This is a genomic window from Streptomyces sp. NPDC058683, assembly GCF_042716195.1.
GTDB lineage: Bacteria > Actinomycetota > Actinomycetes > Streptomycetales > Streptomycetaceae > Streptomyces.
The window spans coordinates 73,142-92,525 of record NZ_JBHXSK010000005.1 but is presented as its reverse complement, the minus strand read 5'-3'; the positions used below and the strand labels follow the sequence as shown (position 1 = coordinate 92,525).

16 protein-coding genes are annotated in these 19,384 nt (G+C 71.6%); 10 read left to right on the top strand and 6 right to left on the bottom strand.

Going from position 1 to position 19,384, the window contains the following annotated elements; all coding sequences use genetic code 11:
• Positions 1-11: 11 nt before the first annotated feature.
• From ACFWXC_RS07185 to ACFWXC_RS07155, 7 genes are all read left to right on the top strand, one after another.
• Complete coding sequence (locus ACFWXC_RS07185) at positions 12-872, top strand: carbohydrate ABC transporter permease (RefSeq protein WP_384474380.1); 861 nt, start codon at positions 12-14, stop codon at positions 870-872.
• Entirely contained in the window at positions 869-3,832 is a 2,964-nt protein-coding gene (locus ACFWXC_RS07180) for a glycoside hydrolase family 2 TIM barrel-domain containing protein (RefSeq protein WP_384474376.1), read from the top strand. Before ACFWXC_RS07185 ends, ACFWXC_RS07180 begins: the two co-directional genes overlap by 4 nt.
• Positions 3,833-3,881: 49 nt before the next feature.
• Positions 3,882-5,714, top strand: a complete 1,833-nt coding sequence (locus tag ACFWXC_RS07175; RefSeq protein ID WP_384474373.1) for a LamG-like jellyroll fold domain-containing protein — start codon at positions 3,882-3,884, stop codon at positions 5,712-5,714.
• Between the two features lie 23 nt (positions 5,715-5,737).
• On the top strand, positions 5,738-7,408 hold the full coding sequence (locus tag ACFWXC_RS07170; RefSeq protein WP_384474370.1) for a PHP domain-containing protein: 1,671 nt from the start codon (positions 5,738-5,740) through the stop codon (positions 7,406-7,408).
• A gap of 1,148 nt (positions 7,409-8,556) precedes the next feature.
• The gene (locus tag ACFWXC_RS07165; RefSeq protein WP_384474368.1) at positions 8,557-8,709 is read left to right on the top strand and encodes a hypothetical protein; all 153 of its coding nucleotides are present in this window, start codon (positions 8,557-8,559) and stop codon (positions 8,707-8,709) included.
• Between the two features lie 3 nt (positions 8,710-8,712).
• Entirely contained in the window at positions 8,713-9,477 is a 765-nt protein-coding gene (locus tag ACFWXC_RS07160; protein ID WP_384474365.1) for a Crp/Fnr family transcriptional regulator, read from the top strand.
• A 95-nt stretch (positions 9,478-9,572) separates the two neighbouring features.
• Entirely contained in the window at positions 9,573-10,091 is a 519-nt protein-coding gene (locus ACFWXC_RS07155; RefSeq protein WP_384474362.1) for a hypothetical protein, read from the top strand.
• Here the strand turns inward: ACFWXC_RS07155 and ACFWXC_RS07150 are convergent, their stop codons facing one another.
• From ACFWXC_RS07150 to ACFWXC_RS07135, 4 genes are read right to left on the bottom strand one after another with little or no spacing between them, the layout of a single operon-like run.
• Positions 10,092-10,547 (bottom strand): MaoC family dehydratase, encoded by a 456-nt coding sequence (locus ACFWXC_RS07150; RefSeq protein ID WP_384474359.1) that lies wholly within the window; start codon positions 10,545-10,547, stop codon positions 10,092-10,094.
• A gap of 14 nt (positions 10,548-10,561) precedes the next feature.
• Complete coding sequence (locus ACFWXC_RS07145; protein WP_384474356.1) at positions 10,562-12,070, bottom strand: long-chain fatty acid--CoA ligase; 1,509 nt, start codon at positions 12,068-12,070, stop codon at positions 10,562-10,564.
• A gap of 9 nt (positions 12,071-12,079) precedes the next feature.
• Positions 12,080-12,955 (bottom strand): amidohydrolase family protein, encoded by an 876-nt coding sequence (locus ACFWXC_RS07140; protein WP_384474353.1) that lies wholly within the window; start codon positions 12,953-12,955, stop codon positions 12,080-12,082.
• Positions 12,955-13,872: an SDR family NAD(P)-dependent oxidoreductase gene (locus ACFWXC_RS07135; protein ID WP_384474350.1), complete on the bottom strand. Its 918-nt coding sequence runs from the start codon at positions 13,870-13,872 to the stop codon at positions 12,955-12,957. Before ACFWXC_RS07135 ends, ACFWXC_RS07140 begins: the two co-directional genes overlap by 1 nt.
• A gap of 306 nt (positions 13,873-14,178) precedes the next feature.
• On the opposite strand from ACFWXC_RS07135, the gene ACFWXC_RS07130 reads away from it, so the two are divergent.
• From ACFWXC_RS07130 to ACFWXC_RS07120, 3 genes are read left to right on the top strand one after another with little or no spacing between them, the layout of a single operon-like run.
• Positions 14,179-14,598 carry a MarR family winged helix-turn-helix transcriptional regulator gene (locus ACFWXC_RS07130; RefSeq protein ID WP_384474879.1) on the top strand — a complete coding sequence of 140 codons (420 nt, stop codon included), beginning with the start codon at positions 14,179-14,181 and terminating at the stop codon, positions 14,596-14,598.
• The gene (locus ACFWXC_RS07125) at positions 14,595-15,365 is read left to right on the top strand and encodes an IclR family transcriptional regulator (RefSeq protein ID WP_384474347.1); all 771 of its coding nucleotides are present in this window, start codon (positions 14,595-14,597) and stop codon (positions 15,363-15,365) included. The genes ACFWXC_RS07130 and ACFWXC_RS07125 overlap by 4 nt, the downstream gene beginning before the upstream one ends.
• A 9-nt stretch (positions 15,366-15,374) precedes the next feature.
• Positions 15,375-16,706, top strand: coding sequence for a lanthionine synthetase LanC family protein (locus tag ACFWXC_RS07120; RefSeq protein WP_384474345.1), 1,332 nt, complete (start codon positions 15,375-15,377; stop codon positions 16,704-16,706).
• Here ACFWXC_RS07120 and ACFWXC_RS07115 read toward each other — a convergent pair.
• On the bottom strand, positions 16,691-17,506 hold the full coding sequence (locus ACFWXC_RS07115; RefSeq protein WP_384474342.1) for a hypothetical protein: 816 nt from the start codon (positions 17,504-17,506) through the stop codon (positions 16,691-16,693). The genes ACFWXC_RS07120 and ACFWXC_RS07115 overlap by 16 nt on opposite strands.
• Before the next feature lie 85 nt (positions 17,507-17,591).
• On the bottom strand, positions 17,592-19,367 hold the full coding sequence (locus ACFWXC_RS07110) for a sulfatase-like hydrolase/transferase (protein WP_384474339.1): 1,776 nt from the start codon (positions 19,365-19,367) through the stop codon (positions 17,592-17,594).
• Positions 19,368-19,384: the final 17 nt, after the last annotated feature.

Here is a 19,384-nt window from a genome sequence, read left to right as displayed (position 1 = left end):
GGCCGCACACCATGGCATCCATCCGCACAACCCGCCCCAGGGCCATCAAGGGCACCCGCGGCCGCGGTATCGCCCTGCACGCCGTCCTGGTCGTCGGTCTGCTGCTCTCGGCCTTCCCGTTCTACTGGGCCGTGATCATGTCGACGCACGCCTCGTCGGAGATCTTCTCCTACCCGCCGAAGCTGCTGCCGGGCTCGCACTTCCTGGAGAACGCCCGCAGCCTCTTCGACAACATCGACTTCTTCGGGTCGATGGGGAACTCGCTGCTGGTCGCGGGTTCGGTGACCTTCCTGGTCCTGTTCTTCGACTCGCTGGCGGCCTTCGTCTTCGCCAAGTTCGCCTTCCCGGGCAAGAACGTGCTGTTCGCCCTGCTGATGGTCATCTTCATGGTGCCGGCCCAGCTCTCCGCGATACCGCAGTTCGTGATCATGGCGAAGCTGGGCTGGATCGGCTCGATGACCTCGCTGATCGTGCCGGCGGCGGCCAACGCGTTCGGCATCTTCTGGATGCGCCAGTACATGAAGGGCGCCATCCACGACGAACTCCTCGACGCCTCCCGCATCGACGGCGCGGGCTTCCTCCGCCAGTACTGGCACGTGGCCCTCCCGGTGGTCCGGCCGGGCCTCGCCTTCCTCGGCATCTTCACCTTCATGGGCCAGTGGAACGACTACGCCTGGCCCCTGATCGCCCTCACCAACCCGGACAACGTCACCCTCCAGGTCGCGCTGTCCCAGCTCAACGGCACCCACGGCACCACCGACTACGGAATGGTCATGACCGGCGCGCTCCTCGCCCTCGTGCCCCTGCTGATCGTGTTCGCGATCGGCGCCCGTCAGATCATCGGCGACCTGGCCAAGGGAGCCATCAAGTGACGGACCCGCTGGTGGCCGTCCGCCCCTGGGAGGCACCCGAGGTGACCTCCTGGGGGCGGTTGCCGATGAACGCGGTCGACCGCCGTCCGGGGGCGCTGTCCCTGGACGGCGAGTGGCGCTTCCAGCTGCTGCCGGCTCCGGACGCGGCGACGGCCGACGACAGGTGGTCGACCGCCTTCGTCCCGGGCGTGTGGACGATGCAGGACACGGACGACCGTCCGCAGTACACGAACGTCCGGATGCCGTTCGCTCAGTTCCCGCCGCGGGCGCCCGCCGCCAACCCGACCGGGGTCTACGAGCACGAGCTGGACATCCCCGCCGACTGGACCGGCCGCCGGGTCGTCCTCCAGGTCGGCGCCGCCGAGAGCGTGCTGCTCGTGCACGTGGACGGGCGGCCCGTCGGCATCTCCAAGGACTCCCACCTCGCCGCCGAGTTCGACCTCACCGGGGCCGTGCGCCCCGGCGAGCGGTCGGTCCTGCGGCTGACCGTGGTCAAGTGGTCGGACGCCTCGCACATCGAGGACCAGGACCACTGGTGGCACGGCGGGATCACCCGCTCGGTGCTGCTGTACGCGACCGACCCGCTGTATCTCGCGGACGTGACCGTGCGGGCTCGGCGGGACGGCGAGCTGCGGGTGGACTGCGTCGTACGGGACCACGGCGGTGCGCTGCCGGACGGCTGGTATGTCACCGGCGACCTGGACGGTGAACTCCTCGCGCAGGACGCCGAGTTCGACCGGCTCAACGCCGAGGACGACCGGGTCTCCGACTTCCTGGGCGAGGCCCGCATCCACGCCGCCGTGCCCGAGGTGCGCACCTGGAACGCGGAGCAGCCCGAGCTGTACGGGCTGACCGTCCGGCTGCACCGCGCGGACGGCACGGTCGCCGACACGTCGTACCACCGCGTCGGCTTCCGGGACGTCGAGATCGCCGGCCGGGACCTGCTGGTCAACGGCGAGCGGGTGTTCGTCCGGGGCGTCAACCGGCACGACTTCCACCCCCTGACCGGGCGGACGGTGTCGTACGACGACATGCGCGCGGACCTGGTGGTGCTGAAGCGGTTCGGCTTCAACGCGATCCGCACCTCGCACTACCCGAACGACCCCGCCCTCTACGACCTCGCCGACGAGCTGGGCTTCTACGTCGTCGACGAGGCCGACATCGAGTCCCACGACCACGCGCACGAGATCGCGGACGACCCGCGCCATCTGAACGCCTTCGTGGACCGGGTCTCGCGCATGGTGCTGCGGGACAAGAACCATCCGTCGGTCATCATCTGGTCGCTGGGCAACGAGTCCGACTACGGGGCGAACCACGACGCGGCGGCCGGCTGGGTGCGCCGGCACGACCCGACCCGGCCGATCCAGTACGAGGGGGCGGCCAAGCGCGGCTGGGCGGACCCGGACGTCGCCTCCGACATCGCCTGCCCGATGTACGCGCCGCTGGAGGACTGCGTGGCGCACGCGCTGTCGGGAGAGCAGACGAAGCCGCTGATCCAGTGCGAGTACTCGCACGCGATGGGCAACAGCAACGGCACGCTGGCCGACCACTGGGCCGCCATCGAGTCCACTCCGGGTCTTCAGGGTGGGTTCATCTGGGAGTTCTGGGACCACGGAATTCTCCAGCGGGTGAGCGATGGCAGACCGGTCGGGCGCACGGGCGCCGGACTGTACGACAACGGTGTCACCGCGCCCGGCCACCGCTGGGCGTACGGCGGCGACTTCGGCGAGGCCCTGCACGACGGGGCGTTCGTCGCGGACGGCATGGTCTTCCCCGACCGCACCCCCAAGCCCGCGATGTACGAGCACCGGGAGATCGCGGCGCCGGTCCGCATCCGGTGCTTCAAGCACGAGGGCATCGTGCTCGCCAACCACCAGCACTTCCGGGGCTTCGACTGGCTGGCCGGCAGCTGGGAGCTGGCGCTGGCCGACGGGCGCACCCTGACCGGGCCGGCCGAGCTGCCCGAGCTGTGCCCCGGCGAGACCGCGGCCGTGCCGCTGCCCTTCGAGGTGCCGGCGGACGGCGGCGAGGCATGGCTGACGCTGCGGGTGACCACGGCCGAGGACCAGGCCTGGGCGCCGGCCGGTACGGAGATCTGCGCACCGCAGATCAGGATCCGGGCGGCGGACACGCCCAGGCGGCCGGTGCCTGCGGGACCCGCCGTCGAGGTGGACGGCGAGGGTCTGCTGCTGCACCCGCTGCTGACGGCCGCGCCGGCGCTCTCGCTGTGGCGGGCGCCCACGGACAACGACGAGCTGGGCGGGATCGCGCTGCGCTGGCGGGCCTGGGGTCTGGACAGCCTGGTGCGCAAGGTGGTCTCGGTGCGGCAGGAGCACGAGCGAAGCGAGATGGGGGTCCCCCCGGCCGAAGGCTGGGGGAGGGTGGCCGTGGTCTCCGAGTACGCCGGTACGACGGGAGTGGTGCGGCACCGGCAGGAGTTCACCGCGGTCGAGGGCGGCATCCGGGTCGACGAGTCGGCCGAGCTGCCCGAGGAGTTCGACGACGTGGCCCGGGTCGGCTCGGTCTTCGAGACGGTCGCCGGGCTGGATCTGCTGGAGTGGTTCGGTCAGGGTCCCTGGGAGTCGTACCCGGACCGTGCCGCCGGTGCCCCCGTCGGCCACCACTCCCTCCCGGTGGACGAGCTGTTCACCCCGTATCTGCGGCCCCAGGAGAGCGGCGGCCGCCATGGCGTACGACGGTTCACGCTGTCGGCGCCGGACGCCACCGGACTCGCGGTCGAGCTGGACGAGCCCCGCCAGGTATCCGTCACCCGCTACCGCGCCGAGGACCTCACCGCCGTCACCCACCACGACGAACTCGTGCCCCGGGCCGGCTGTGTGGTCCACATCGACGCCGCACACCGGGGCCTCGGTACGGCCTCGTGCGGCCCCGACACCTTCCCCTCCTACCTCGTCGCACCGGGCGTCCACCGCTGGAGCTGGACCCTGCGCGTCCTCTGAGATCCCCCCACGCCCTTCGCCGTCACTTCTCCTTATCCACGGAGCACACGTGTGTACGTCGCATGACCACGTCCAGGGCGAGGCCGCGCAGGCCGGAGCCGGCAGACGCAACTTCCTCAGGGCCACCGCGCTCCTCGGCGCCGCCGCCACCGCCGGGGTCGCGCTGCCGGCCGTCGCCGAGGCGTCCTCCGGCTCCGCCCGGCGTCCCGACCCGGAGAGCCGTCGCTTCACCCTCGCGGTGATGCCCGACACCCAGTACCTCTTCGACGGGCCGAGCATCAACCCGGCGCCGATCGAGGCGTCGCTGCGGTATCTGCTGGAGCAGGGCGGTGAGTCCGACGAGAACATCGTCTTCCTGAGCCATCTGGGCGACCTCACGCAGAACGGCGCCGAGGCGGAGTTCGCGGCGATCAGCAAGGCGTTCGGGATCCTGGACCGGCGCGGGGTCGGCTACAGCGTGCTGGCCGGCAACCACGACATCAGGTCGTCCACGGACGACCAGCGGGGCCCGTCGCCGTACCTGGACGCCTTCGGGCCGCAGCGCTTCAAGGACAAGCCGACCTTCGGCGGGGCCTCTTCGGACGGCTACAACACCTACCACCTGTTCCGGGCGGCCGGGCGCGAGTGGCTGGTGCTGGCGCTGGACTGGCGGCTGTCCGCGAAGGGCTACGCCTGGGCCAAGGACGTCATCGCACAGCACCCGAAGGCGCCGGTCATCCTCACCACGCACGAACTGGTCGTCGACGACGACACGTTGTCGGACTACGGGCAGCAGCTGTGGGACCAGCTGGTGAACGAGCACGACCAGATCTTCCTCACCCTGAACGGCCACTTCTGGCCGGCCCGCCGCGCCACCCGCAAGAACGCGGCCGGCCACGACGTCCACCTGCACCTGACGAACTACCAGAACCGCTACTTCGGCGGCGCCGCGATGATCCGCCTCTACCACTTCGACCTGGACCGGAACGTCATCGACGTGGAGACGGTGTCGCCGTGGATCCTCGGCAGGGCCAAGAAGGGCCTCAACGAGCTGGAGCGGCAGGAGACGGAGCTCAGCGGCGACGGCGACCGCTTCTCCGTCGACATCGACTTCGAGGACCGCTTCGCCGGCTTCGCCCCGGTGCCGGCCCGTCCGGCGCGGCCCGCCTCGCAGCTGCTGGTCCGGGGCACGGCCGCCTACTGGCGGTTCGACTCGGCGGTCTCCGGCACGGTCCGTGACCTGTCCGGCCACGGCAACGACCTCACCGTGGTCTCGGTGGGCGGCGGGACCCTCGGCTGGTCGGCGGACCACCACCCGGACCAGCCGGGCCACGGCAGCCTGGAGTTCACCGGCTTCAAGTCGCCGCTGAAGGGCGCGTACCTGCGGACGATCGACGGCGCCCCGCTCAACTCGGCGACGTTCAAGGACGGTTACACCATCGAGGTGTTCTACCGGCTGCCCGCCGACTGGGACGCCTCGCACAACGCCTGGTCGGGCCTGGTCAGCCGGACCGGCCGCAACGGCTCGGTCGGCACGGTCACCGACGACCCCGACGAGCCGCTCGCCACCCTGTCCATCTCCGACGGGCCGGGCCCGCAGTGGGCGATGCACCCGCTCAACCAGCAGCAGCTGGTCACCAACTGGGGTGACGAGACCGCCCGCGAGACCTGGTGGCACCTGGCCGTCGTCAACGACGGACGGCACACCACGATGTACGTCCAGGGCTGCCCGGTGGCCCGCAACCCGCACGCCGCCGCGATCGGCATCGCCTCGTCGGGGAAGCCGTGGCTGCTCGGCGGCTACGAGTACGCGGACCGGATCGACCAGATCCTGCACGGCCGCCTCGGCGACGTCCGGATCGTCTCCCGGGCGCTGCCCGTCTCCTCCTTCATGACCCACTGACGCCCGTTACGAGGATCATCATCATGACCGAGCAGCAGCTGCCCAGCTGGGCCGATCCTGCCGTCTCCCCCGCCGACCTGGACGCCCAGGGCATGTCGAGACGCGGACTCCTGCGCCGCGCCGGCCTGTTCGGCGCCGCGTTCGCGCTCGGGTCGGCGGCCACCCCCGCGCTGGCGTCCACCGGGCGGGGCCTCGGCGGCGACGACCCCCGCCTCGCCTACCTGGTCGGCGACCACCACGTCCACTCCGTGTACAGCCACGACGCGAAGTACACGTTCTCCCAGCAGGCGCAGGCCGCCGCGAAGTACGGCCTGGACTGGATGGTGTTCAACGAGCACTCCAACTTCGGGCACGCCTCCTACGGCGCGAAGCTGGAGCACGCGGAGATCCTCAAGGCCCGCCGGGAGAACCCGCGCCAGCTGATCTTCCAGGGCCTGGAGTGGTACATCCCGGCCGCCGAGCACGCCACCGTGTTCGCCGCGCCGGGCCGCCACGAGACCGACCTGCTCACCCGGTTCGAGCTGGCCTACGACGGCAAGCTGCTCGGCTACGACAAGGGCGGCGTGGCCGACGCGGACACCGCGCGCAACCAGGCGCACGCCGTCAAGGCCATCAAGTGGCTGGCCGAGCAGCGCCGTACGGGCTATGTCGACGACATCCTCGTCCTCGCCAACCACCCGCTGCGGCTCGGCATCGACTCGCCGTACGAGATCCGCGACTGGCGGGACGCGGCCCCCGAGATCATGATCGGCATGGAGGGCGCGCCCGGCGCCCAGGGTGCCGCGATCCCCGGCTGGCGCGGCGCCACCTCGATCCGCGGCGAGTACGAGAACAAGCCCTCCGCCCAGTCCTGGGCGGGCTACCCGGCGGACGCGTACCTGACGTACGGCGGTTTCGACTGGGCTACGGCGACGGTGGGCGGCCTGTGGGACGCGATGCTGTCGGAGGGTCGCCTGTTCACCATCACCACCAACTCCGACAATCACCGCACGGTCTTCGACACCTGGAAGAACGGCGACTGGCTGCCGGGGCAGAACTTCGACAACACCGGCAAGCTGCCCGACCCGGTGAACACCGACACCCCGCAGCCCGGCAGCGACTTCTGGCCCGGCGAGTTCAGCCGCACGCACGTCGGTGTCACCCGCTACGGGTACCGCGCGGTGATGGCGGGCCTGCGCGCGGGCCGGGTCTGGCTGGACCACGGGCATCTGCTGGACGGGCTGGACGTCCGTCTGAAGCGGGACTGCGACCACGGCAACGGCGTCACCCTCGGCGGCCGGCTGCGGGTCCGCAAGGGCGAGCGGATCACCCTGAACGTGACGGTGACGACCGCGTCCCGGGTCAACGCGCAGGGCATCCTGCCCCAGTTGGCGCACGTCGACGTCATCCGGGGCGCGGTGCGCGGCCGGGTGGGCGACCGTGACACCTGGCAGGCGCCCGACACCAGGGTCGTCCAGACGAAGGACGTGTCCGGCCGCAAGGGCACCTATACCCTGCGCATCCCGCTCACCGCGGGGGACGAGTCCTTCTACGTCCGGCTGCGGGGCAGCGACGGCAAGCGGAACGGCGCGGGCTACCTGGGCGCGTCGATCGACCCGCACGGCCCGGTCCCCCACGAGCCGGGGAACGGCGACCCGTGGGCGGACACGTGGTTCTATTCCAACCCCATCTTCGTGGACGTCGTGGGTTCCTGACGATTCGTCGTCCATTTGCTCACCTTGCGTGACCGCCGGGGCATGGCAGGCATGCGTGAATCGTGTCCGACTCGCTACACAGAGTTGGAGAACGATTGCCTGCGGTGTCCCGGCACCGCCGTTTCGGCGCCGGCCGGGCAGCACGGGGAACATTGCGGATTCCCGGCGGGACGTCATTCCGGGAACGCGGGACGGATCCCGTAATAAGGTCGACAAATTCCCAGGACCTGCATTCACAACAAAGCGGGCCGAAGTCCCGGGAAAAGCGGCCGAGGCCGTTCGGGGCGACAGAAAGCAACCGAATGTACGCCGGAAAACCGCCCCCTCCGTCGCGTAGATTTATGCAGCGGGCGACCACATACTGCATACATCGAACGCGCGGACGGAAGCGCTCCGCGGCAAGCGGACCCCTCATCGAGCGGTCTGGAGCGATCCTCAAGCGATCGTCATTCACCACTCACGCACTTACCCACACGACGAACGACACAAGAGGCGGAGCATAACCGCATCAAAGCGGCAATGCAGACCTTTCGTCCGACAGGACGGCCCCTGCGGCGCCGTCGGCCCCGCCACGCAAGTCGACGAGGCAAACCCCTCCCCATGGGGGCTCCGACCCGGGGAGTTGCCACCCCGTGTGACCTTTTCCTAGCACGTGGTGTTTACTGGGTGACGGTCTGAACCTCGACGGGTCCAGGTCCTTTCCGGGAGGCTCCGGGGGTGGTTCCCCGGGGCCTCCTCATTTTTCCGCGCGTTTACACCTGGGCCGGTCGCCGCTCATCTGCGGGAAATATTCGTACGCGGTGCCGCATAGGCTTTCAATGGTTCACCCTCGGAAAAACCCGTTTCGATCACCCTCCCCCAGGCCGGTGTGATGGAGACCACAGCCCTCTCCAACCCCGTACGGGAACTCCCTCTCGTGAGGGCGACGATTTCCCGGGGAGCCGCGACAGGAAGCTTTGCTCTCTGTCATCCGTGACTGGCGATTTCCTCGGGCAGGGGGGTAGCTTGTCAAAAGTCTTCGCCTCGCAGCCCGGACTTACCACCCGGGCCGACAACGCGAGGGAGAGGACCTGGACCCGTCGTCCGGGTGTGCCGCAGCCAGCGTCACGCCCGGGATCCCAACCGCACTAAAGAAGGACCTCAGACCGATGAACACCGCCATCGCCGATGGCTTCGGCACCCCTCCCGTCCCGCGCCCGCACCGGGACATCGCGTCGCATCTGACGCTGCGTGACGACCACGACCCGGTACGGCGGCCCGGCCGCCCGCCCGTGACCGCGGCCCGCGTGACCGGGGCCTGACCGATGGTCCCCAGGGTCGACGCCTTCCGCACCGGCGACGTCCTCAACGGACGCCAGCCCATGCCTCTCGGCAGCTTTCTCGCCCATCTCCCCGGCGGCGACTGGCCGTTGCTGGTCAGCGAGTGGGGCGCGGTCAGCCGTGTCTACGAGCGCGACGAGGAACTGCCCATCGGGCCGGCGGACGAACAGGTGCACATCGTCCTCGGCGGCTGCGTCCGCCAGGAGCGCCACCCCTTCGGCGCCGCCGAGGGCGCGCCCAGGATCACCCGCTTCCGTGGCATCGGCCAACTGCTCGGCGAGGCCAAGCTCATCGAGCCGGGCTCCGAGGTCAGGACGACCTGCCTCACCACGACGTGGGTCATGCCCTGCCCCGTGCAGCGCATGAACCTCCTGCTGCGCAAGCGCCCGCAGATCCAACTGGCCCTGCTGCGCAGCCTGGAGGACCGCAACCGCACCGACGAGAAGATCTACGGCACCATGACCCGGACGCCGCTGGCGCGGGTCGGCGCGCTGCTCGTCCATCTCGCCGAGATCGCCGGCACGACCGACTCCGCCGCCCCCGGCCACATCACGATCCTGGGCCCGAGCCAGAAGGACATCGCGGACGCCCTGCTGCTCGGTGTCTCGACCGTGGAGAACACACTCCGCCGGCTGCGCACCCCCGACAAGGACAGCGGTCTGCCCACGGACGGCATCCTGCGCAGCGGGTACCGGCAGTTCGTGGTGACGGACCTTCCGCTGCTCCGCACCGTCGCCGCGCGCTCGTAGCCCCCCGCCCGACCCGCTCACCCGTCCCCACGCCGCGAACGTTGCCAGCCCCTCCCCGAAGGGTGTTCGTGCGTTTTCATGAACGGATCACCGCCATGATGTTCAGTTCCACCGCGCTGGCCGCCGCCGGCACGGGCACCGTCCTGGTGAGCGCCGCCTCGGGCGCGGCCGCGGCCGCTCTCGGCATCCTCGCGCTGCTCCACCACCGCAAGGCGCTGGCCTGGGTGAAGCGGATGCGCAGGGCCGACGACGACGCCCAGGACTTCGAAGACGCCTCGACCTACCTCAGGCGGCTCGTCGAGATGCTGTGCGGATGGGCCCACAAGCCGTGTCGCGCGGCGGACTTCGAGCCGTTGCACGGCCTGCGCCACCTCCTCGAGGACGCGGCGCAGGCGACGGAGGCGATCCGCCCCGAACTCCAGGCCGTCGTGGAGCGCCTGGACCGCTATCTGCCCACGGTGCTGCCCGCGGTGCCGGCCGCCGGAAGGGTCGAGATCACCGCGCTCAACACGCAGCTGGCGGCCGCGATGGCGCAGGAACACGCCCGTATCGAGCTCAAGAACGCGGCCAGTGCCGCGCAGCAGCGGATCCGGGCCCTGCGCAGGCCCACCTGATCAGGCGTAGAACCGCGACAGACTCTGCAGCACGGCGGCGGGCTTGGCGCCGCCCTCGATCTCGATCGTCCCGTCGACGGCGATCTGCACGCCGCCCGGCACCTCCTCGACCTCCGCCAGCCGGGCGGCCAGGCGGATACGGGAGCCGGCCTTCACCGGGGACGGGAAACGCACCTTGTTCAGGCCGTAGTTGACCTTGGTGGTGACGCCCTGGACGTCCAGCAGCTCGGTGAACAGGGGGATGAACAGGGAGAGGGTGAGGTAGCCGTGGGCGATCGGGGCGCCGAAGGGGCCCGCGGCCGCGCGCTCGGGGTCGACGTGGATCCACTGGTGGTCGCCGGTCGCGTCGGCGAAGGTGCCGATGCGGTCCTGGGTGACCTCGATCCACTCGCTGGTGCCCAGGTCGCTGCCCGAGAGCTTCTTCAGTTCGTCGAGGCCGTTGACGGTGACGCTCATGTCGCTTTCCTTAGCTATGAGGTGGCGGAGCCGTAGCGTTTGCGCACACGGGACTTGAGGAGCTTTCCGGAGGCGGTGCGCGGGAGCTCGTCCGCGAGCACCACCGACTTGGGGAGCTTGTACTTGGCGAGCCGGCCGGACAGGGAGGCCAGCACCTCGTCGGGGTCGAGGACGGCGCCCTCGCGGGGGACGACCACCGCCCGGGGCACCTCGCCCCACTTGTCGTCCGGCACGCCGATCACCGCGCACTCCACGATGTCGGGGTGGGTGAGGAGCAGGTCCTCGATCTCGGCGGGGTAGATGTTCTCGCCACCGGAGATGATCATGTCCTTGAGCCGGTCGACGATGAAGACGTAACCGTCCGCGTCGACCCGGGCCGCGTCCCCGCTGCGGAACCAGCCGTCCGCGAAACAGGCCGCGGTCTCCTCCGGCAACCCCCAGTAGCCGGGCATGACATGGGGGCCGCGGAGCACGACCTCGCCGGGCTCGCCGACGTCGACCGGGGTCAGGTCGGGCCGCACCACGCGTACATCGCTGAAGAAGTGCGGCACGCCCGCCGAGCCCGCCTTGCTGATCGCGTGCTCGGCGTCGAGGAAGAGGGTGCCGGGCGCGGCCTCCGTCATGCCGTAGCCCTGGAGGAAGGTCAGCCCGCGCTCCTGGTACGCCGCGATCAGCGGGGTCGGGACCGGGGAGCCGCCGCAGGTGAGGATGCGGAGGGAGGAGAGGTCGGCGTCCGGCCAGCGCGGGTGGCGGGCCACCTGGTCGAACATCGTCGGCACCCCGAACATGAAGGTGATCCGGTGTTCCTCGATCAGGTCGAGGGTCGTCTCCGGGGTGAAGGTCTCCACCAGGACACAGGTGCCGCCCTTCAGGAGGACCGGCAGGGTGAGCATGTTGAGGCCCGCCGTGTGGAACAACGGGGCCGAGACCAGGGCGCGTTCGTCGGCGATCAGGTCGGTGTCGACCAGGACGTTGACCGCGTTCCAGGTCAGGTTGGCGTGCGTGAGCATCGCCCCCTTGGGGCGGCCGGTCGTCCCCGAGGTGTACATGATGATGCAGGTGTCGTCGGGGGTGACGGGCTCGTCGATCGGGTCGTCCGCCGCCGACGCCAGCGCCTCCTCGTACTCGGCGCCGACCTCGACGTACGTCCGGACGTCGGTGGTGCCGGGCAGGCCCGCGACGAGACCGGCGTGCGAGGGGCCGTAGAGCAGTGCCCTGGTGCCGGAGTCGGCGAGCTGGTAGGCGATCTCGGGGCCGGCCAGGCGGGTGTTGAGCGGGACGAAGACCGCGCCGAGGGTGCCGGCCGCGAAGAGGGTCTCCAGGTAGGCGGGGTGGTTGGGGCCGAGGTAGGCGATGCGGTCGCCGCGGCGGACGCCCCGGGCGCGCAGGGCGTGGGCGAGGCGGGTGGTGCGCGTGTACAACGTGCGGTAGTCGGTGGAGTGTTCACCGTGTACCAGCGCCGTGCGGTGCGGGGTCTTGCGGGCCCGGCGTGCGGGCCACGACCCCAGTCCCTCGTTGCGCATCTCGGCCCCTTACGGCTTGGTCAGCCCGAGCAGACGGGCGGCGTTCTCCTTGAGGATCTTCGGCCGGACCTCGTCCTTGACCGGGAGCTTCGCGAAGTCGGCGAGCCAGCGGTCGGGGGTGAGGACGGGGAAGTCGGAGCCGAACAGCACCTTGTCCTTGAGCAGCGTGTTGGCGTACTGGACCAGCTGCGGCGGGAAGTACTTCGGCGACCAGCCGGACAGGTCGATGTGCACGCCCGGCTTGTGGCCGGCGACCGCAAGGGCCTCGTCCTGCCAGGGGAAGGACGGATGCGCCAGGATGATCTTCAGGTGCGGGAAGTCGGCCGCCACGTCGTCCACGTGCAGTGGGTTGGAGTACTTCAGCCTGATCCCGCCGCCGCCCGGGACGCCGGCGCCGATGCCGGTCTGGCCGGTGTGGAAGAGGGCGATGGTGCCCGTCTCCTCGATCACCTCGTAGAGGCCGTACGCCACCGCACGGTCGTCGGGGAAGAAGCCCTGGATGCTCGGGTGGAACTTGAACCCCTTCACCCCGTACTCCTCGACCAGCCGGCGGGCCTGGCGGACACCGGCCTTGCCGCGGAAGGGGTCGACGGAGGCGAAGGGGATCAGCACGTCCGCGTTGGCGGCGGCGGCCTCGGCGATCTCCTCGTTGGGGATGGGTGCGGTGCCGGTCGCGGACTCGGCGTCCACCGTGAAGATCACGGCGGCCATGTTCCGCTCGCGGTAGTAGGCGGCGGTCTCCTCGATGGTCGGCTTCCGCTTGCCCTCGACCTTGAAGTAGGCGGAGGAGGCCTCGTGCAGGTCGTCCTCCAGGGAGGAGTGCCCCTTGGCGGAGACCTCGGCGTGCGTGTGGACGTCGATCGCCGTGAGTGCCTCGATGTCCATCACGCCTCCGGGAACGCGGGCGCCGGGATGCCGACCGTCTGGAGCTCGGCGCCGACCGAGGTGGGGAACGCGTCGGCCAGGGTCTCCGGGGTCCAGCCGCCGTCCGCGTAGGCGGTCCGGATCTCCTGGGGGTGCGACCAGAGTGCCACCTTGTCGCCGCCGATGCCGATGGCCTGGCCGGTGACGGAGCGGGCGGCGTCGGAGGCGAGGAAGGGGACGAGGGCCGCGCAGTCCTCGGGGGTGCCGAAGCCCTCGCCCTTGCGCAGGAAGTCCGGGAGCGGTTCGCCGTTCTTCATGGCCTCGACGTACGGGGCGAAGGCGGGGATGGTCTCGGTCATCGCGGTGGCGGCCACCGGGACGATCGCGTTGACCGTGATGTCTGCCCGGCCCAGCTCCATCGACCAGGTGCGGGCCATGGCGGCGATGCCGGCCTTGGCGGCGGCGTAGTTGGTCTGGCCGAAGTTGCCGCGCTGGCCGGCCGGGGAGCCGACCAGGATCAGGGTGCCGCCCTCGCCCTGCTCGCGCATCCGGACGGCGGCGGCGCGGGCGCAGGTGAAGGTGCCCTTGAGGTGGGTGGTGAGCACCGCGTCGAAGTCGTCGTCGGTCATCTTCCACAGCACCTTGTCGCGCAGGATGCCCGCGTTGGTGACCAGGACGTCGAGGCGGCCGAACTCCGCCACGGCCCGGGCGACCAGCCGGTCCGCGGCCTCGCTCGTCCCGACCGGGACCACCTCGGCGACGGCGGTGCCGCCGGCCGCGGTGATGGACTTCACGGCCTGCTCGGCGACGGCCTCGTCCACGTCGTTGACGACCACGGAGGCACCGTGGGCGGCGAGTGCGTGGGCGTAGGCGAGGCCGAGGCCCCGGCCGCTGCCGGTGACGACGGCGGCCTTGCCGGTGAGATCGATGCTGGGCACGGGCGATGTCCCTTCGGGTACGACGGGTGCGGTGCGGCTTGCAGGTACGGCGGGTGCGGCTTGCAGGTACGACGGGTGCGGCTTGCAGGTACGGCGGCTGCGGCTTCCCGGATGCGACGGGTGCGGCTTTGAGATCGAAGCTAAGAGCAATAATTGTTGTCGTCAATAGTTGTTGCCCACCCACGGGTGCGCCATGCTGGAATCTGCGCCACAGACCGCCCCGCCGCCGGGGCCCGGACCAGGGAGACGGCCATCACCCGCCAGCACACCGAGAACCCGACCTCGATCGACGCGGACGAGCCGTGGATGCGCGGGCTGCACGCGGACACGGGCTATCTGCTGTACCGCCTGGGTCTGCGCTCGGGGCAGCTCTTCAACACGTTCCTGCAGGAGTCGGGGGTGCGGCTGCGCCACTACGCGGTGCTGCGTTTCCTCGCCACCTCGGAGGGCGCCCTCCAGCGGGAGCTGAGCACCCGGCTCGGCTACGACCCGAGCGCGATCGTCGGCCTGGTCGACGACCTGGAGAAGCTGGGCTTCGCCGAGCGGCGCCCCTCCCCCGACGACCGCCGCAGCCGGATCGTCGTCCTCACCGAGGCCGGCGGCGCCTTCCTGCGGGACACCGACGAGGCGGGCCAGCGGGTCACGAACGATCTGCTGGGCCCGCTCGACCCCACCGAGCGCCGGACGCTCCACCATCTGCTGCTGCGCGTCGCCGACCGGCCATGACCGCCGCCGCCCGCTCCGCGCCCGACCGGCTGCTGGCGGTGCTGGCCGCGTTCGACCACGGGCATCCGGCCCTCAGCCTCAGCGGCATCAGCCGCCGGGCCGGCCTCTCCCTGACCACCGCGCACCGCCTGGTCGGCGCGCTCACCGCCTGGGGCGCGCTGGAGCGGGACGCGGACGGTTTCTACCATGTGGGGCTGCGGCTCTGGGAGCTGGCCGCGCTGGCACCCCGGGGGCTCGCGCTGCGCCAGATCGCGCTGCCGTACCTGGAGGACCTGTACGAAGCGACCCATGAGAACGTGCAGTTGGCGGTGCGGGACGGGTCCGAGGTCGTCTACATCGAGTGGCTGTCGGGGCGTTCGGCGGTGGGCGTGCACATCCGGGTGGGCGCCCGCTGGCCGCTGCACGCGACGGGGGTGGGCCTCGCCCTGCTCGCACACGAAGCGCCCGGGTTCCAACAGGAGTACTGCGCGGGGCCGTTGGCCGCCTTCACGACGTACACCATCACGGATCCGGGCCGGTTGCGCCGCTCGCTGGCCGAAGTGCGGCGCACGGGTGCCGCGGTGAGCAGCCGTCAGGTGACCGACGACGCGCTGTCGGTGGCGGCTCCGGTGCGCGGGTCGGCGGGGCGGGTGGTCGCGGCCGTCTCGGTGGTGGTGCCCCAGACCGACGCCCAGGTACCGGCGCTGCTCCCGGCGGTACGGCTGGCGGCCCGCGGGATCTCCCGGGCGCTGGGCTGGCGGCCGGAACGGCCGGAACAGGCCGGGTAGCGTGACCGGGTGACGACGAGTGCGACGTATCGGGAGCTGGGCGAGGCTGCCTGGTCGTGGGTGCTGGATCAGGTGCGGGAGGACGACGGCCCGTGGCTGCCGGAGAACGTGCCGGAGAACGACCCGGACCCGGCCCCCGCGAAGGACCGCGACTCGCTGTACTCCGGGACAGCCGGACTCGCCCCGGTGCTGGCGGAGATCGCGCGGTACCGGGAGCCGAGCGACCGGGAACGGGCCCTCGCGAACGGCATCGTGAGCAGACTGTCGGCGGTCGCGCCGGGCCGGACGGAACCGGCGCTGTACGCCGACGGTCTGGCGGGCTACGCGGTGGCGCTCCGGCTCCTCGCCCCGGGCCGGGAGTCGGTCGCGCTGCGGCGGCTGGCGGAGCTGGCGACCCCGGAGGGCTGGAAGTCCACCATCGCCTTCGAACCGGGCTCCGACACGCCCCTCAATGACATCATCATGGGCAGCGCGGGCGTGGTGCTGACAGCGGTCTGGGCGGGCGGCGAGCACGCGGAGGCGATCGCGACAACGGGCTGCGAGGCTCTGCTGGGCGCGGCGGACCGTACGGCGGCGGGCCTGGACTGGGGGATCGCGCCGAGCACGCAGAGGCGATACCCGAACTACTCGCACGGCACCGCCGGGGTGGCTACAGCGCTGGCGGTGGCGGGTGCGGCGCTGCACCGGGAGGACTTCGTCGCGGCCGCCGTGGAAGGGGCCCGACACGTACTGTCCGTGGGCTCGCCGACGGACGACGGCTTCGTCGTCCCGCACACGATCCCGCCGTCGACACGGGAGGTGGAACCGGTCACGTACACGTGGTGCCACGGCCCGGCGGGCACCTCGCACTTGTTCGCGGCGCTCGCCCACGCGGGCGTGACCGAGGTGGCGGGGTACGACGTCGACGCGTTGCGACAGCGCTGCCTGACCTCGGTCCTCGCCTCGGGGGTCCCGGAGCGCCTGCGCCCCGGTTTCTGGGACAACGACGGCCGCTGCTGCGGCACCGCGGGCGTCGGGGACATCCTCCTGGACGCGGCCCAGGACTGCGCGGGGACGCCGAGGGCGAACACGCTGGCCGGCGCCGCGGTGCGGATGGGTGACGCGCTGGTGGAGCGGGCGGTCAGGGACGGGGCGGGCGCCCGCTGGCGGTTCGTGGAGCACCGCATCGACACCCCGCTGCTGCCGCCGGGCACGGCATGGATGCAGGGCGCGGCGGGCATCGCGGCGTACCTGCTGCGTCTCGCCCGCTACCTGGACACCGGTCCGGACGCCCCGGTCGTGGACCTGCCGGACCAGTGGTGGGCGGTGCCGGCGCATGTCCGGGGTCAGACGGAGTCGTAACAGGCCTGGCGGCTCAGCTTCCTGGCGGTCACGGACCCGGCGCGGGCCCGGAACTCGTAGCAGTCCGGCCCGGCGGCTCCGGCCCTCAGCAGCAGGGCGCGGGCGGTCAGCAGGCCTCCGGCCGTCTTCCTCGCCGTCAGTCGGATACCCCGGGTCGACCACACCTCGGCGTCGGAGGCAGCCGCCGGGCCGCCCCGGCCGAAGGCGGCACGCAGTTCGGCGACCACGTCGGCGGCGACCTCGGCCGGCGGCCGGTACACCTGAGCGGCCAGGTCGCGGCAGCTCTGGTCGGAAACCCCGCGCATCGAGACGGCGGGTGGCCGGACGTCGAACTCGTAGCAGCCGGTGACCTCGGTGGTCCCCATGATCGCCGCCGGTGCGATGCCGGTGAACTCGGCGATCACCGTGACGGTACGACCCTGCCGGTACACCCCCTTGGCGCCGCTCGTCGTCGGGCCGCCGCTGATGACGTCACGGTCGATCTCGGTGCCGAGCAGGGTGCCGTCGGCAGCGGACTTCCGCAGCCGGATCGCGGTCTCGGCGGCGGAGGTCCGCATGGCGTCGCGGGCCTGCTGCCGGTAGTGGGCGGGCGCGATGGCACCGACCCACACCCAGCAGCCGCACACCACCAGCAGAGCGGCCACCAGCACGGCCAGGCAGCAGTTCCACAGACCGCCCGCGACCCCGCCCTTCCCGAGCGAACTCCCCCTGGCCGTCCGGTGTTCCGGTATGAGCGGGCCCGGTCCGCCACGGCGCACGGTCCGCTCGAGCCGATGGTCCCGCGGTCTGTCGTCCCCCATGCCCTCAGGCTGCCCCGCCGGCCGACGGCCGACGGGAGCCGTTTCCGACACGTGATCGAACCGGTGCCCTGACGGAGACGCGAGGTCAGCCGAGCGTCGCCGTCGCCGTGTACGTCACCTCGTCGTCCGCGTGGTGGGCCGTGCCCCGGCAGGTGAGCGTCGTGACGGTGGAGACCTGGGGGCGGGTGAGCTGCCAGTGAGCCGTGAGGTGTTCGCCCGCGTCCAGGCGGGCCGTGGTGGCCGCGTCCCGGGCGTGCACCACCCAGCCGCTCGGGACGTCGAGGGTCAGCCGGGCGGCGTTCCAGGGCCGGGCGGAGCCGTTGGCGAGCGTCGCGGTGACCGTGAACTCGGCCCCACCGCCGGTGACTTCGAGGGTCACGCCGAAGGGCTTGCGCGGGTACACCGGTGCCCACGACTCGCGCATCAGCTTCACCAGGGCGTCCGCCTGGGCGGGGCGGGCGGCGGCGAGGTCGTGCTCCTCGCCGGGGTCCCGGGCGAGGTCGTACAGTTCCACGTCCCACTGGTCGTCCGGGGCCCGCCGGCTCTGGCCCGGCGCGAACCGGATCGCCTTGAGGTCGCCGCGCCGCAGCGCCTCGGCGACCCGGTCGCCCCGGCCGTGGTCGACGGTGTTCTGGCGCGCGGTGACGCCCGCGTGGTTGCGGTAGAAGTACAGGCTGTCGTGGCGGGCCGGGTGCGCGGAGCCGCGCAGGAGGGGGGCGATGGAGAGGCCGTCGACGTCGGTGGGGGCGGGTGCGCCCGCGAGGTCGGCGAGGGTGGGCAGCAGGTCGGTGAGCGGGGTGGGCCGGTCCGTGGTGCCGGTCGGGACGTGCCGCGGGGACCAGGCGATGAGCGGGACGCGGATGCCGCCCTCGTACAGGTTCCGCTTGAAGCCGCGCAACGGGCCGTTGCCGTCGAAGAGTTCGGGGTCGGTGCCCGCCTCCTCGTGCGGTCCGTTGTCGCTGGTGACCAGTACGACGGTGCGGTCGGCGAGGCCGAGCGCGGTGAGCTTGTCGGTGATGTCGCCGACGAGGGTGTCCAAGGTGGTGACCTGGGCGGCGTGCCGTCTGTTGGGCCCGGTCCAGGGGCGGTCGGCGTACTCGCCGAGGTGCGGGTCCTTGCTGGGCGCGTGCGGCACGGTCGGGGCGAGGTAGAGCAGGAACGGCTCGTCGCGGTGGGTGTGGAGGAAGCCGAGCGCGCGTTCGGAGATCAGGTCGGGGGCGTAGACCTGCTGGGCGCCGCCCTTGTTGGCCGGGATCTCCTCGCGGGTGCCGTTGTGCCACAGGTACTCGGGGAAGTAGTCGTGGGCGTGGTGGTGGGTGAGGTAGCCGTAGAACTCCTCGAAGCCGCGGGAGTTGGGGTGGCTCGGCTGGTCGGGGGCGTTGGGTCCGAAGCCCCACTTGCCGATCAGGCCGGTGCGGTAGCCGAGCGCCCCGAGCGCCTCCGCGAAGGTGAAGTCCCGGTCGGTGAGGGCGCCCTGGCCGCCCGGCCCCCAGGGGTTGGTGCGTACGGTCGCGTGCCCGCTGTGCAGGCCGGTGAGGAGTGAGCAGCGCGAGGGCGCGCACACCGGGGCGGCCGCGTAGGCCTGGGTGAAGCGCAGGCCCTCGGCGGCGAGGGTGTCCAGGCGCGGGGTGTGCATCAGCTGCTGGCCGTAGGAGCCGAGTTCGCCGTAGCCGAGGTCGTCGGCGAGGACCACCACGAAGTTGAGCCGGTTCGACGGGGTCCGCGCGGCGGGTGCCGCCACGGCCGGCTCGACGGTGTGCCGGGCGGGCTGAGCCGCGTCCCCGTCCTCGCACGCCGTGACCGCTGCGAGCGCGACGGGCGCCGCGGCGGCCCCGGTGAGGAAACGGCGGCGGCTGGGCATAGGGGTTCCCCCGGTGT

Bases quoted from the DNA above. Each gene is read 5' to 3' on its own strand.
- ACFWXC_RS07165 (WP_384474368.1), top strand. From the start codon at position 8,557: ATGAACACCGCCATCGCCGATGGCTTCGGCACCCCTCCCGTCCCGCGC.
- ACFWXC_RS07140 (WP_384474353.1), bottom strand. From the start codon at position 12,955: ATGGACATCGAGGCACTCACGGCGATCGACGTCCACACGCACGCCGAG.
- ACFWXC_RS07185 (WP_384474380.1), top strand. From the start codon at position 12: ATGGCATCCATCCGCACAACCCGCCCCAGGGCCATCAAGGGCACCCGC.
- ACFWXC_RS07110 (WP_384474339.1), bottom strand. From the start codon at position 19,367: ATGCCCAGCCGCCGCCGTTTCCTCACCGGGGCCGCCGCGGCGCCCGTC.
- ACFWXC_RS07145 (WP_384474356.1), bottom strand. From the start codon at position 12,070: ATGCGCAACGAGGGACTGGGGTCGTGGCCCGCACGCCGGGCCCGCAAG.
- ACFWXC_RS07170 (WP_384474370.1), top strand. From the start codon at position 5,738: ATGACCGAGCAGCAGCTGCCCAGCTGGGCCGATCCTGCCGTCTCCCCC.
- ACFWXC_RS07160 (WP_384474365.1), top strand. From the start codon at position 8,713: ATGGTCCCCAGGGTCGACGCCTTCCGCACCGGCGACGTCCTCAACGGA.
- ACFWXC_RS07150 (WP_384474359.1), bottom strand. From the start codon at position 10,547: ATGAGCGTCACCGTCAACGGCCTCGACGAACTGAAGAAGCTCTCGGGC.
- ACFWXC_RS07115 (WP_384474342.1), bottom strand. From the start codon at position 17,506: ATGGGGGACGACAGACCGCGGGACCATCGGCTCGAGCGGACCGTGCGC.
- ACFWXC_RS07125 (WP_384474347.1), top strand. From the start codon at position 14,595: ATGACCGCCGCCGCCCGCTCCGCGCCCGACCGGCTGCTGGCGGTGCTG.
- ACFWXC_RS07130 (WP_384474879.1), top strand. From the start codon at position 14,179: ATGCGCGGGCTGCACGCGGACACGGGCTATCTGCTGTACCGCCTGGGT.
- ACFWXC_RS07155 (WP_384474362.1), top strand. From the start codon at position 9,573: ATGATGTTCAGTTCCACCGCGCTGGCCGCCGCCGGCACGGGCACCGTC.